14 protein-coding genes are annotated in these 14501 nt (G+C 44.8%); 2 read left to right on the top strand and 12 right to left on the bottom strand.

Annotated elements, in window-relative coordinates; all coding sequences use genetic code 11:
* Positions 1 to 5: 5 nt before the first annotated feature.
* From rsmH to ACFSVM_RS17240, 12 genes are all read right to left on the bottom strand, one after another.
* Complete coding sequence (rsmH, locus tag ACFSVM_RS17305) at positions 6 to 956, bottom strand: 16S rRNA (cytosine(1402)-N(4))-methyltransferase RsmH (RefSeq protein ID WP_076313244.1); 951 nt, start codon at positions 954 to 956, stop codon at positions 6 to 8.
* A gap of 45 nt (positions 957 to 1001) precedes the next feature.
* Entirely contained in the window at positions 1002 to 1439 is a 438-nt protein-coding gene (mraZ, locus tag ACFSVM_RS17300) for a division/cell wall cluster transcriptional repressor MraZ (RefSeq protein WP_047910860.1), read from the bottom strand.
* 275 nt (positions 1440 to 1714) lie between these two features.
* Complete coding sequence (locus ACFSVM_RS17295) at positions 1715 to 2980, bottom strand: adenosylhomocysteinase (protein ID WP_076313245.1); 1266 nt, start codon at positions 2978 to 2980, stop codon at positions 1715 to 1717.
* A gap of 13 nt (positions 2981 to 2993) precedes the next feature.
* The gene (bshC, locus tag ACFSVM_RS17290) at positions 2994 to 4628 is read right to left on the bottom strand and encodes a bacillithiol biosynthesis cysteine-adding enzyme BshC (protein WP_076313246.1); all 1635 of its coding nucleotides are present in this window, start codon (positions 4626 to 4628) and stop codon (positions 2994 to 2996) included.
* A 125-nt stretch (positions 4629 to 4753) separates the two neighbouring features.
* Complete coding sequence (locus ACFSVM_RS25810) at positions 4754 to 5692, bottom strand: ABC transporter ATP-binding protein (protein ID WP_047910857.1); 939 nt, start codon at positions 5690 to 5692, stop codon at positions 4754 to 4756.
* Positions 5689 to 6684 carry an ABC transporter ATP-binding protein gene (locus tag ACFSVM_RS17270; protein ID WP_076313247.1) on the bottom strand — a complete coding sequence of 332 codons (996 nt, stop codon included), beginning with the start codon at positions 6682 to 6684 and terminating at the stop codon, positions 5689 to 5691. The genes ACFSVM_RS25810 and ACFSVM_RS17270 overlap by 4 nt, the downstream gene beginning before the upstream one ends.
* A gap of 12 nt (positions 6685 to 6696) precedes the next feature.
* Positions 6697 to 7647, bottom strand: coding sequence for an ABC transporter permease (locus ACFSVM_RS17265; RefSeq protein WP_076313248.1), 951 nt, complete (start codon positions 7645 to 7647; stop codon positions 6697 to 6699).
* A gap of 3 nt (positions 7648 to 7650) precedes the next feature.
* Entirely contained in the window at positions 7651 to 8583 is a 933-nt protein-coding gene (locus ACFSVM_RS17260) for an ABC transporter permease (RefSeq protein ID WP_076313542.1), read from the bottom strand.
* A 193-nt stretch (positions 8584 to 8776) separates the two neighbouring features.
* Positions 8777 to 10441: a peptide ABC transporter substrate-binding protein gene (locus ACFSVM_RS17255; protein ID WP_090725389.1), complete on the bottom strand. Its 1665-nt coding sequence runs from the start codon at positions 10439 to 10441 to the stop codon at positions 8777 to 8779.
* A gap of 155 nt (positions 10442 to 10596) precedes the next feature.
* A complete protein-coding gene (locus tag ACFSVM_RS17250) occupies positions 10597 to 10983 on the bottom strand; it encodes a DUF3397 domain-containing protein (RefSeq protein ID WP_238546315.1) in 387 nt (128 codons plus the stop codon).
* A gap of 5 nt (positions 10984 to 10988) precedes the next feature.
* Positions 10989 to 11939 (bottom strand): ketopantoate reductase family protein, encoded by a 951-nt coding sequence (locus ACFSVM_RS17245; RefSeq protein WP_379263608.1) that lies wholly within the window; start codon positions 11937 to 11939, stop codon positions 10989 to 10991.
* A gap of 148 nt (positions 11940 to 12087) precedes the next feature.
* Positions 12088 to 12732 (bottom strand): RsfA family transcriptional regulator, encoded by a 645-nt coding sequence (locus ACFSVM_RS17240; protein WP_076313251.1) that lies wholly within the window; start codon positions 12730 to 12732, stop codon positions 12088 to 12090.
* Positions 12733 to 13016: 284 nt separating this feature from the next.
* On the opposite strand from ACFSVM_RS17240, the gene ACFSVM_RS17235 reads away from it, so the two are divergent.
* Entirely contained in the window at positions 13017 to 13253 is a 237-nt protein-coding gene (locus ACFSVM_RS17235) for a DUF2626 domain-containing protein (RefSeq protein WP_047910852.1), read from the top strand.
* A 162-nt stretch (positions 13254 to 13415) separates the two neighbouring features.
* Positions 13416 to 14501, top strand: a complete 1086-nt coding sequence (locus tag ACFSVM_RS17230) for a hypothetical protein (RefSeq protein ID WP_076313252.1) — start codon at positions 13416 to 13418, stop codon at positions 14499 to 14501.

Here is a 14501-nt window from a genome sequence, read left to right as displayed (position 1 = left end):
TCTAATTACAATTTCTCCGCTACACGCAGCTTAGCTGAACGCGCTCTGGGGTTCTGCGCAAGTTCCGCCTCGCTCGGCACAATCGGCTTGCGATTAACGAGCTTGAGCGTTCCTTTACCGCCGCATACACATAACGGGAAGTCAGGTGGGCATGTACATTTCTCCAAATAACTGCTAAAAATCTGTTTGCATATCCTGTCTTCCAGGGAATGAAACGTAATAACAGATACTCTGCCGCCTGGTTTCAAGCAGCGAACTGCTTGATGCAAAGCCTCCTCAAACGCACCGAGCTCATCATTCACGGCGATTCGTAGAGCTTGGAAGCTCCGTTTGGCAGGATGTCCGCCCGTTCTTCTGGCAGCTGCCGGAATACCTTCTTTAATGATATCGACCAATTCGCCCGTAGTTTCAATAGCTGCAGATTGCCTTTTTTCAACTATTACCCTTGCAATCCGTCTTGAAAACTTTTCTTCGCCATAAACATACAAAATTCGAGCAATTTCTTCTTCAGACCACTCATTTACAATGTCTCTTGCTGTCAAATCACCAGACTGATCCATGCGCATATCAAGGGGGGCATCGTGATTGTAGCTGAATCCCCGCTCGCCTTCATCGAACTGTGGAGAAGATACTCCAAGATCGTACAGAATGCCATCGACTTGAGGAATCCCTTCGGTCATTGGAACATCCTGTTCACTTAATACCGCAGTGAGATCTCTGAAATTGGTTTTGACCAGTGTAACCTTGGACCCAAATTCTCCAAGCCTTTCTTTTGCATTTTCAAGTGCCCAGTCATCCTGATCGAAGGCGATCAGTCGTCCCTCGGGTCCCAGTCGTGAGGCAATCAGCGAGCTATGTCCTGCCCCGCCTAATGTGCAGTCCACGTAAATCCCGTCCTGCTTGATGTTAAGGCCTTCGGTTGCTTCTTCTTTGAGTACGGTAATGTGGTGAAACACTTGTTTGTCCTCCAGACATTTTTGTAATTACGGATTGTGCATATCCTAAAACTCAAAATTGAAATCGACCAGCTTTTCGGCAATGTCGTTAAACGTTTCTTCGGATTGGCTGTAATATTGTTCCCATATGCCTTTGCTCCAGATCTCTACCCGATTGGATACTCCAAGTACGACGCATTCCTTGTCCATCTTGGCGTAATCGCGTAAATTCATCGGTAAATTTACCCTGCCCTGTTTATCAAGCTCGCATTCAGTTGCTCCTGAGAAAAAAAACCGGGTAAAAGCACGCGCATCGGATTTCATTAGCGGCAGAGCCTTTAGCTTCTGCTCCAGAATGGACCATTCATTCATCGGATACACAAACAAACACTGGTCCAATCCACGTGTGACAACAAAGCTCGGGCCGAGAGCGTCACGGAACTTGGCCGGGATAATCATTCGGCCTTTATCGTCAATGCTATGCTGGAACTCCCCCATAAACATTGTCTACCACTCCTTAGCTCCTGCTCACCACTTTGCTCCACTTTCCACCACTTAAGCATAATTGATTCGCTTTGAAAAATCAAAACCCTTCTCTCCAACTGAAACTTTTTGGAAGAGATGTTAGAGAGCTACCTTGACTAAGGATGAAAAACCAGGTTCGTTCATAGCAAAAAAGAGCGATGCCAAAAGCCGAATTCGGCTTTATAAGCATCACTCTTTGGCGTTCCAATTCCATATCTCATGTGCCAAGCATTCCCAGCTCAGCATTTCATAAATTAGACGTTCCAACTGTCCAAGTATTGAATTTGCTCATCGGTTAATGTGTCTAGCTCAATGTTCAGGCTCTCCAGCTTGTATCTGGCTACCTTCTCATCAATCTCATAAGGAACGTTAATTACAGCAGGTTCGAGAGTTTCATAATTTTCCCTTACATACCGCAGCCCCAGTGCTTGTAGGGCAAAAGTCGTGTCCATAATTTCAGCCGGATGACCATCTGCTGCAGCCAGGTTCACGAGACGTCCTTCTGCTAACAGATACATTTTGCGTCCATCTGCAAACTGGTATTCCTCGATATTTTTCCGTACCGTCCGTACTGATGTAGAACGTTTCTTCAGCTCAGGTATGCTCACTTCCACATCGAAATGTCCTGCATTCGCCAGCACGGCGCCATCCTTCATGACATCAAAATGCTCACCTGTAATAACCGCCTTGTTTCCAGTTACCGTGATGAAGAAATCACCCAGCTTAGCAGCCTCGACCATCGGCATGACACGGAAGCCATCCATGTGAGCTTCTACAGCCTTGATGGCATCCACTTCTGTTACGATGACATTCGCACCAAGTCCCTTGGCACGCATCGCAACGCCTTTGCCGCACCAGCCGTATCCGACGACAACGACGGTGCTTCCGGCAACGACAAGATTTGTAGTCCGAATTATTCCATCGAAAGCAGATTGCCCTGTCCCATAACGATTGTCGAATAAGTGTTTGCAATATGCGTCATTTACAGCCACCATCGGTAAGTTCAAAACCTTCTGTTTTTCGAGGGCTTTCAGCTTAATAATGCCCGTTGTCGTTTCTTCTGCTCCGCCGCGAATCGTCTCCAGCAGATCTGGACGCTCGGAATGAAGGATGGTTACAAGATCTCCGCCATCATCAATAATGAAGTCAGGCTTCGTCTCCAGTGATTTCAGGATCAATTGCTTGTATTCCACCGGATCAGGATTATATTTGGCAAACACCGTAATACCGTCCTCCACCAATGCTGCACATACATCATCCTGAGTAGACAGTGGATTGCTTCCCGTAATCGTTACTTCAGCACCGCCCGCCTGTATAACCTTTGCAAGATAAGCTGTCTTTGCTTCTAAGTGAAGGCAAATTGTTACTTTGAGTCCTTTAAAGGGCTGATCTGCTTCAAACTCTTTACGTACCCGGTTCAATACCGGCATATGAGCCTCCACCCAATCAATCTTCAGGTGCCCTTCGGGGGCCAGGTTCATATCTGCAACGATACTGTTCTTAATCACATCCGTGCTCATCTTGTTCCTCCAATTATATATACAGAATATGATGGTTGCCGCTCATATCAGCAGGAACCTCCATTAATTCCTTCAACCAGCCCGTTCCATACCGGTTAAGGTAATAGTAAACATTATAGACTCTTTCCTGTGGCCGTTTAGAAGGGAAAAGCGATCTCTCTATACAATCCCATTGTTTAAGGGAAGCATCATGTCGCTGTGCGATGGCCTGCTTCGTTCTTTTTTGCATATATTCAATCTGCTCTTCTATTTTCTCACTGTTAGTCATTCCTAGACGACCTAGTCCCGACTCCAGCTGACCGAGCTGTTCAATCAATGGCGCATACAGCTTGTGGAAAGAAGTCTTTAGATCTTCAAACTGTCCATTTACATCAAATTCATCCAAGCTGAGCAGCCAGGCTTCTTTCTTCTCATCAAAAGTGAACTGGATATCGGCAAAATTCAAATCGTATTTATCCATCAGCTTCTGTATATGATGATCCAAAATCGTATATGACAAACGCGGCATGAGTATTGGCATACGAAGACCCATTCGGTGAAAGGCATCTTTGGTCAGCGCCCAATACGCAATCTCGGCATGCCCGAGTACCGTAGACAGCACCGGGAATAGAGAATCCTGCATTAAGGGCCGGGTCAGAACATTGTTGCTAAAGCGCTCCGGATGCTGATGGAGAATTTCAAGCAGCTCTGTTTTGGAAAAAGAGACATACCCTTTGCGATCGACAAATCTACCATCTTCCTTGAACAGCAGCAATCTCGATCCCTCATGGATGTAGAATAAATTGGCTCCTCCGGAGGCGACATCGGCCTGCATTGTGAAGCCGCTTGTTACAACTCGGCCGGAAGATTCGTGGTAACACTGCTCAAGCATGTCGTTATCTTCGATAATACGTTCGAACACAGGCACTTCGAGCCTTCTTAGCTCTGGATCTGCCGAGTCCATAAGGACAAGTCCATAGGAACCGAATAATTGCCCGAGTAATTTGGCAAACACATCACTCAGGCTGATATGTTCGTCCTGAACTGCTTCTTTTATAGAAGCGATGAGCTGCGGCTTGTTCTCCGAATCAGGCAGCAGCTCTTCCAGCTCATGAATAGCGGCAATCCAATGCTCCTTTTCTACGACAACGTCACTCACGGAAGAACGCCCTTCATATTTGCCGGGCATTTTGACTTTGGTTACTGAGAGATCTGAACTCATCAAGTAAGTATGGTCTACCTCATCCCAATCGTGGTCCTCACCCGCAATCCAGAATATGGGCACGACAGGTCGTCCAAGCTTCTCTTCTGCCATCTTGGCTGCTTTAATAATCGTTGCTGCCTTGTATATGACAAGCAAAGAGCCGGTGAACAATCCGCTCTGCTGTCCCCCGGTAACGACCAAAGCGTTCTCCTGTGCCAGCCTGTTGAGAGATGCCTTCACTGCAGGGTGGGGATTTCGATTTTCATTATATATACGCAGGCAATTAACAATAGCCTGTCGGTCTACTCGTGTGTCTCCGGTTCGATCAAGCCACTCGGCACGCGCTATGTAGCTGGAAACGTCGCGAAAATTATATTCGTACAAATGATGCACGGCTTCATCGTAACGCAAATAATGTTCCGCCAGAGGTGATCCACTACGCAGCGCCTCAGGAATTAGATTCATGAGGTCATCCTCCTATTCATTTAAAGCCTTATTCGATTGTACCGAATGCTTTATATTCCGTCAAAGTAATAATTATATAAAAAACCGCCGATGTAACATCGGCGGCACTAAACTACATATTTCGATCAAGCGTAAGGCTCAGCCACAAAATGGCCTTTGGATACTTCGATCAGCTTCGCATTATCCAGGTTAAAGGCGCTCTTCGCTGCCTCTCCCTCGTTGCCCGAACTGATTGGACCGGAATTGTCCTCAGGCATAATAATACGCTTTTTATTCGCTTCAATGTCCGGATCCGGAATTGGAATCGCAGATAGAAGCATTTTGGTGTAAGGATGGATCGGATTTGCATACAGCTCTTCGCTGTCCGCAAGCTCTACCATTTTACCCATGTACATAACAGCAACCCGGTCACTGATGTGCTTAACCATAGAGAGGTCATGGGCAATGAACAAGTACGTCAGGCCCAAACGATTCTGAAGATCCTTCAGAAGGTTAACCACCTGTGCCTGGATGGATACGTCAAGTGCTGAAATCGGCTCATCACAAATGATGAATTTAGGATTTACCGCAAGCGCGCGGGCAATCCCGATCCGCTGACGCTGACCGCCGGAGAATTCATGCGGATAACGGTTCGCATGGTCTGCATTCAGTCCAACGAGATCAAGCAGCTCCTCAATCCGTTTCTTGCGCTCCAAGCTGCTTCCAGCCATTTTGTGAATATCCAGAGCTTCACCAATAATATCAGAAACCGTAAAACGCGGATTGAGTGATGCATAAGGATCCTGGAAGATCATCTGCATGTCCCGGCGCATCGCTTTCATCTTGTTCGGTGAGAGCTTGTAGATATCTGTCCCGTTAAAGCGCACACTGCCTGCAGTAGGCTCATACAATCGAAGAATTGTACGTCCAGCCGTAGATTTACCACAGCCGGATTCTCCTACCATTCCAAGCGTCTCACCTTCACGAATATAAAAGTTAAGATTATCTACGGCTTTGAGCGTACGATTCTTCCCTACATTAAAGTATTTCTTAAGACCTTCAACCTCAATCAAGTTCTTGCTCATGAAGAATGTACCTCCTTCGCCATAGGATGCAGCTCCCAGCAACGTGCCATATGCGTGTCGCTGAATACCGTAGCACCCGGATCAATGCGCTCGCATATGCTCATTGCACGATCACAACGTGCTGCAAACGGGCAGCCGAGCGGCGGCTTGATCAGATCCGGCGGTGTACCCACGATCGGAATGAGCGGCTCGTCCTTCTTCTGATCAAGACGAGGCATGGAACGCATCAAACCTTTTGTATATGGATGCTGCGGATTTTTGAAAATCTCGTATTTCGTACCTGTTTCTACTACTTCTCCAGCATACATAACAATAACACGGTCTGCAATACCAGCGACTACGCCAAGATCATGCGTAATCAGGATAATTGAAGTGCCAAGCTGCTCCTGCATTTCCTTCATAACATCCATGATTTGGGCCTGGATCGTTACATCTAGAGCCGTTGTCGGCTCATCGGCGATCAGCAGGGCCGGCTTACAAGCGAGCGCAATCGCGATCATCGCACGCTGACGCATACCGCCTGAGAATTCGTGTGGATATTGATTAAAGCGCTCTTCCGCATTTTTGATGCCGACCATCTTGAGCATTTTGACCGCTTCTTTAGCCGCATCATCCTTGGACATGTTCTGATGCTTAATCAATACTTCAGTTATCTGTTTACCGATCTTGATGGTAGGGTTCAGGGAAGTCATCGGATCTTGGAAGATCATGCCGATATCTTTACCACGAATGGATTCCATTTGCTTGTTGGTCTTCTTCAGCAAATCCTGTCCTTGGAAAATAATTTCACCTTTATTAATGATGGACGGTGGAGAAGGAATCAAACGCATAATGGTTTGGGCTGTTACACTCTTACCACTACCGGATTCACCGACAATCGCAACCGTCTCACCCTTGCCGATTTCAAAATTCATGCCGCGTACGGCCTTTACCTCGCCGTCTCTTACTTTAAATGAAACGTTAAGATCTTTAACCTGCAACAACGGATCCATTATGTCCACCTCCTATTTTTTCAGTTTTGGATCAAGTGCGTCACGGAGTCCGTCACCGAAGAGGTTGAACGCTAGCATAATTAAGCTGATCAGACCTGCTGGGAACAACATCCGCCAAGGGTAATACATCCATCCTGTAAGTGCGTTCTCGATCATGGAACCCAGGGACGCTCTAGGCGCTTGTACACCCAGACCAAGGAAGCTGAGGAACGCCTCACTGAAGATCGCACTCGGTACAGACAGAGTCAGTGTTACGATGATTGGTCCTACTGCATTGGGCAGCAAGTGTTTGAAGATAAGGCGAGACGAGTTTGCACCCATGGATTTGGAAGCAAGTACGAACTCTCTGTTCTTGAGCTGCATAATTTCGCCCCGTACGATCCAGGCCATGTTAATCCAGCCGGTTATACATAGGGCGATAATAATCGTGGCAACGCTTGGTTCCAGCACGACAAGCAGCAAAATAGTAACGAGCAGGTAAGGAATGGCATACAGAATTTCAGAGAATTTATTCATGATTTCTCCGACACGTCCACCGTAGAAGCCCATGATTCCGCCGTAGATAACCCCAATACAAAGGTCAATCAAGGCAGCTGCAAAACCGATAATGAGCGAGATCTGCGCACCTGACCAGGTACGTACCCACATATCGCGGCCAAGATCGTCTGTTCCGAACCAATGCTCTTTGGAAGGAGGCTGATTGGCATTCATCAGATCATTGGTTTGATAGTCGTAGCTGGACATTAATGGTGCAACAATCGACATAATAATAATGATCACGAGGATGACTAGGCTGGTCATTGCGAGCTTATTTTTAAGAAGCCGCTCCCATGCATCGCGCATAGCTGACACACTTTGACGCTGAATGACCTCTGCTTGCTTCTCATCCGTCCCGATTCTTCTAAAATCTTCAGGTGTAAGCTGAGTGTTGTTTGGATCGATGCTAGATTGATTTGCAGACACTACCTAGCCCTCCTTTCCATTCGAAAGTTTGATGCGTGGATCGATAAGAACATATGCAATGTCCGTCAGGAAACGAGCCAGCATTAGAATAATGCCATAGAATATGGTGATCCCCATAATCATGGTATAATCACGCGTCGTAATACTCTCAACGAATACTTTACCGATACCGCCGATACCGAATACGCGCTCGATAACAACAGAACCTGTAACTACGTTAGCCGTCATTGGTCCAATATAAGTTACTACAGGCATGATCGCATTACGAATAATGTGTCTGAACATAATGGTGAAGCTGTTTAAGCCTTTGGCTTTGGCCGTTTTGATATAATCAGCGTGCAATACTTCAAGCATGTTGGAGCGTGTCAAACGCGCAATGTATGCAATAGGCTGGGCTGAGAGCGCCGCAACCGGCAGAACATAATCGAGCGGACCGTTCAGCCCCATTACTTTGAACAATCCAAGCTCTTGGGCCAGATAAAATTGCAGGAGTGATGCCAGCACGAAGCTCGGGACCGCGATTCCAATAACCGCAAGCACCATAGCCACGTTGTCGATCAGCTTGCGATGGTTCATTGCTGCCACCATTCCAAGGAGAATACCTACAACTACAGCGACAACGATAGCAACAAGTCCAAGCTTCAATGACACGCCAAAGGTTTGACCAATAATTTCGGCCACATCTTGGTTTAGTCGCTTCATGGAGATCCCCAAATCTCCTGTAATTATATTTCCGAGATAATCAATATATTGCACGAACACCGGCTTATCGAGACCATATTGCTCCATAAGTCTGGCTTGAATTTCAGGTGATGTCGCCTTCTCACTCATAAACGGGTTACCCGGAATCGCCTTCATCAGGAAGAACGTAGCGGAGATGAGAATAAATAGAGATATCAGCATGAAAATCAGCCTATTGATCACGTATCTTATCATGATCATGGACACCCCCCGCAAATTAAAATAACAGTCGTACAAGTACAATTTTATAAAAACTAGAGATTGAAATCTATTCTAGTTATTTGCGAATTTTACTATTACTTACCAAATATGAACGACATACAAAAAAATCGGGATATATAAGGGTTAGCCCGCATATATATCCCGAAGCTTCTATACAGTTATATCCTTACTTACCCTCAACAGAAGCTCTAGTGAAGTCAATGGCTCCACTGAAATCAAGGCTAACGCCTTTAAGGTAAGGCTTAGTTAAAGAAACATTTGTATAGTAGTACAACGGTGCAATGACCATATCCTCTTCAACGAGCATTTTCTCAGCTTGAGCAAAGAGATCATTACGTTTAGCTGCATCTTGCTCTACAGCGGCTTGTTTGATAAGCGCATCGTACTCAGGGTTTGCATAACCGGAATCATTGTTACCATTGCCAGTAGTCCACATATCCATGAATGTCATCGGATCATTGTAGTCAGCAGACCAGCCAGCACGTGCTACTTGATAGTTCAGGTTCTTACGAGTTTCAAGGAACACACCCCACTCTTGGTTCTGAGTGGCAACTTCTACGCCAAGAGCATTTTTCCACATATCCGCTACGGCTACAGCCAATTTTTGGTGAGCTTCACTGGAGTTGTAGATCAGCGTAACTTTAGGAAGTGTAGTGTAGCCCTCTTCCTTCATACCTTCTTCAAGCAAGCGTTTTGCTTCTTCTGCATTCTCCTCAAAGTATGCATCTTCAACTTCAGTACGGAATTCTTCAGAAGCACCTTTGATACCTGGAGGTACGAATCCAAATGCTGGCAGCTGTCCGCCAAGAGTTACGTTGTCAACGATCGCTTGACGATTGATAGACATTGCAAAGGCTTTACGGATTTTAGCATTTTGGAAAGGCTCAGCTGTTACGTTAAACATATAGTAGTACGTACTAGCGATACCTTTTACATTAAATTCGTCAGGAAGTTCACTTTGAACACCTTTAATTTGATCTGTAGGGATCTCACCGTTAGGTGCACCAGCGTAATCGATTTCACCATTTCTATAAGAAGAAAGTTCAGTCGCACCGCTGTTTGTCAAGGACATATCTACGCGAGCAAGGTTAATGTTCGCTTTGTCCCAATATTGTTCGTTCTTCGTAACTTGAATCTTTTGACCAGTTGTCCATTCAGTCAGTGTGAATGGTCCGTTAACAACCATCGAATCTTTGTTCGTCGCCCATTTGTCATTGCCATCAACAGAGGAATGAACTGGGTAGTAAGTGTAGAAGGAAGTCAGACCCAGGAAGTAAGGAGTTGGGTTAACCAATTTTACTTTCAAAGTCTTCTCGTCTACTGCTTCAACGCCGACTTGGGAGAAATCTGTAATTTCGCCAGTGTTGAATTGTTCTGCATTCTCGATGTAGTACAGCTGGTAAGCATAAGGTGGAGCTGGTGTAGAAGCTGGATCAAGGACGCGCTTCCAAGCGAACACGAAATCGTTTGCTGTTACTGGATCGCCATTGCTCCATTTCGCATCTTCACGAAGTGTGAAGACGTATTCTTTGCCATCTTCAGAAACTTCCCAAGATTCCGCAACACCTGGAACCGGGTTACCATCTTCGCCCATACGAACTAGGCCTTCATACATAAGCTTCAATACCGTGTTAGTCTGGCTGTCTTGAGCCTGTGCCGGGTCAAAAGTCGGCGGTTCAGCACTCAAATTAATGTTCAAAACCTGTTCTGCTGGTGCATTACCTTCACCAGATTGACTGCCTTCATTGCTATTGTCAGAACCGCACGCTGCAAGTACGGAACCAAATGCAAGAACTAGCGTCAAAAGGACTAACAAACTCTTCCTTTTCATCAAGCATTTCCCCCTAAAAAGATGATGTGGTATATATGTTTATAGATTATACAACCAGCGGTCAAAAAAATCTACATAACTTTTTCTGAAACACTACTTTTTTTCACCATTCGACACATTCGACACAATTTGCACACAATTTACGTTATGTTTTCTTACATGAAATCTATTATGTAGCTGAATAATCCAAAGGCTAAAAGTACTATGTAGCTGAATCCCATTACGACAAAAGCCATGCGCCAAACGGCTCTTATCATTCTTCTGTAGTTAATCTTCCCTTTTAAACGAGTTTGTGCACTTCCAATTAAACCCAAGGCGATCAGCATCACCAGCAAGATTAGATAAACGCCAAAATTTAAATTAAAGGTGCTGTTAAAAAGAGCAGCAACTGCTGCAATCAAAAAGATGGTCGTCACATCCATTGCCATATGAAGAGCCGTCTTCTTCGGCTTCTTGAAATAAACCATCCCATAGTACACGATCAAAAAAGGAAAAAACGGAAGCATGCTAAGTACAATAAGAAATGATCCGATAGCGTTCAATTCCTTTACTCCTCCCCTAGTGGCATCCCCTCAATAAGTGAACATACAAGCTGATGGACTTCCGCACGCATTCCCGCCTCTCTGGCCATAGCAACAATACTGCCATTTATAGCAGCGATCTCCGTCGGCCTGCCATGGAGAACATCCATACACATGGAAGACCAGTTGCTCGAGGTCGATTGACAAACAGCAACAACTTGTTCCCATAGATTCGTATCATATTCAATCTGATGAGCATCATAGACAGCCACAGCCTCACTGTAGAGCTGCTTCATTACTTCCCTTCTCTCTTGGTTTGTCAGTAATTCCCCATTCGGTATTCTCCAAAGAGCGGTCAGCGGATTAATTACCGCATTAATGACTAATTTCCGATAGATCAATCTATCGATTTCATTCGACGATTTCGTATCAAATCCTGCTTTATTCAATTTATCGACTAGCGTGTCCACTTCTGATTCGATAGGCATTCCTGGGTGATTCGACCAGCCGATCTGCGTCTCTCCGTAACCAGCCCTCGTCACTTCAGCCTTGTCCGTTCGTTTGGCTCCTTCTGTTGTAATTGCAGCATATACCCGGGTGGAAGGAAACGCTTTGGCAATGACAGGGATATGACCTGTTCCATTCTGAAAACAAAATAAAGCGGCATCCAGCTTCCTGACCTTTGTCAGGATCTCCATTATCTCCTGAATACCCCCTTGCTTCGACATGAGCATGATCATATGTCCAGGCTTCTGGTTCCATACTTCTGGCAGGGATGCAATGTCTCTCGCTTCAAAGCTTCCCGCTTGTACCCTCCATACTTGTCCATCGGGCTGATTTATCTTCATCCCCGCTTCAAGTAATTGTGCAGCCTGTTCACTTGTTCTAGTCCAAAACCTTACTTCTTCTCCAGCATATATGAGGGCCCCTCCATACATTAGACCAAGTGATCCCGCACCGATGACATCAATAATCAAATTATGTACACCTCCAATAAACCTTTCTCTCTTACTATATATTAGTTAGGAGCATATGACAAAAGCCCATCTGACCACGCATAACGCGGTCAAACAGGCTTTATAGTTCCGTAATCTCTAATCTAGAATTGTTACTGTGTATTCGAGTTTATTCAATTCGTTCCAGGTTGCCGTTAGCATCCATTTTGAACCGCGTTTTCTCTTCATCTTCCTCAGACAAAAAGGCGAGTCTTCTGGCACGATCCATAATTTGAATGAGCGCTTTATAATCATCGTTTACTACCCGATAATCGGTTTGTACTTCACTAACTTGCTTGGATAAGCGATCATTCTCGAATCGAAGCTCGTTCAATTCTTCTTCTTTTTCACGCAGTTCCTTCTCGATAAGCTTCAATTGTCTAGAATTCTCTTGAACCATACCCTTCCACTGTCTTAAGAAGCGGATCACCGCATCAATAGACAAGGTTTCCTCAGAGAATCCCTCTGTTCTGTACATAAGCTCATCGGTTTCCGTTACCGATAATGCTGCAACTTGAGGCTGAACTGCAGCATGTCTTCTCGAATAGCTTCGCTTTTGGCGCTGAGCCTTGGCAATGCCTATCGCTTCATCATACTTTTTACGAACAAAACTGTTCCAGCGAAAACCGCACGCGGCCGAAGTTCTACCGATTTTTTCACCAACTTCCTCAAAAGCAGCAAGCTGAGTACTTCCTTCCCGGATATGGCGAAGGGTAACATCAGCCAGGATCAAATCATCCTCCGCGCTCCAAGCATCCTGTCTAACAGCAGTCATGCTATAAACCTCCTAACGACATCCATAATCACAGCTCCACCTCTCAGCATGCATCAAGCTATGAGATGAGAAGCCGGTTATAAAATTCAGCTTTAATCATTCTTATGCCCTTCATAGAGTTCATAGAATCTATTTCATACTAAAATGTATTTCCAAATTGCTCCCTGGACATACCCTAAAAGATTTCGCTTTCATATCCATTTTTTATTTACATCATTTTCCTTAACCGCTATAATGTTACTTAGCAATTAGACGAGCGTTCCTAAGAGAGGGGGTAAGTCATCGTGGCGCGCATGTTTCGTGTACTGGGATTTTTCACTCTAACGATTGGTCTTATGGCCTTTGCAGGTGATATGTTGGAGATGGCACTATTATTTTTCCTTCAAACCGCTTTTTTCGTAATTCTCGGTTATTTGAAATTCACGGAGAGAACATATATTTTATTGTTCTGGGCTTACATGATTATCACCTTTTCAGGCTTTAGCTACTGGACTGTATTCGAAATGGGCAAACCTCTATAGCACATCTTTTAAGCAAAATAAAGAACGGATCAGCGAAGTTAAGCTGGTCCGTTCTTTATTTGTTTTCTTTTTCATATGTATGTTTTAAGTATATGATATAGAAAGTTTGTCATTATTCAGTACCCATTTACTTGTACAAGCTATAGGGAGGAAATATATGAGATGAGAAATCGTTCTACATATTATGTGACCATCTGTTGTTCTATTCTATTGTTCTTTCTTCATATCTCCCCTATTCAGGCTGAACCTGCTATGGACGAGAATACGAGAGATGTTCTGCAGAACAGCCTGTCTATCGTTGAGATTGATCACGAAATTGAACGTATAGAAGAACAGCAGCAGCAAATTGAAGAGAGGCGGTCATCACTAGAAACCCAAATGTCTGTACATAAGGAAGAAATGAAAGATCATCAGGACCGTGCGGCCTCTATTGTGAGATCCTATTATATGGGGGAACGAGATCAATTGCTGCATGTTTTTTTAAAGGCAAAGTCGCTGCGCTCTATTCAAATTCTGGCAGGCTATTATGAGATTATAATAGGCAGAGATCAAGAGGTGCTTCATGCATATCATTCGAGGCAGCAGGAATTTGAAGAAATGACGGTTAAACTAGATCAGAATGATGCAGAGCTTCGTCTGCTTAAACAAAATTTGCAGAATCAACGGGAAAGAGTCCTCTTGCTGGAGCAGGAGGTTGAGAATACGCTGGCAAGCAGTGATAACCGGGAGCTGATGGAGAAGCTGATGGAGGAGCTCAATACTTACTGGAGCAATGTAGGCATTCATGAGGTGAAGCGGTACTTCGGCGCACTTGCCTCCGCTATGAATAATCTGCCCAATTTTGTCCAGCAGGAGAAAGGCATCATATCAACCAATGGCCGTACCTATTCGATCCGAATCAATGAAGAGCAATTAAACGATTTTCTGAGAACGGAGAATGAAATATTCAACGATTTCGCCTTCGAATTTACGGATGATTATATCATTGCCAGTGGAAAAAGAGACAATCTTGAGCTTGCTGTACAAGGTCATTATACCGTCATTGATGAGCCGGCTAACGGTCTGCTGTTTCATGTAGACAAGCTCGTATTTAACGGATTTGAACTTCCAGATACAACGCGGAGCATGCTTCAGCAGGAATTTGATCTAGGATTTTACCCGCAAAAGCTAATGTCTTTCATTAAGGCAACCGATGTCTCAACAAAGGATCAGACGCTTGAAGTGACACTTGAGTTAGCCCTGAAATAA

The sequence above is a fragment of the Paenibacillus shunpengii genome, assembly GCF_042684905.1.
Lineage (GTDB): Bacteria > Bacillota > Bacilli > Paenibacillales > Paenibacillaceae > Paenibacillus > Paenibacillus shunpengii.
This window is presented reverse-complemented; position numbering and strand designations above follow the sequence as displayed.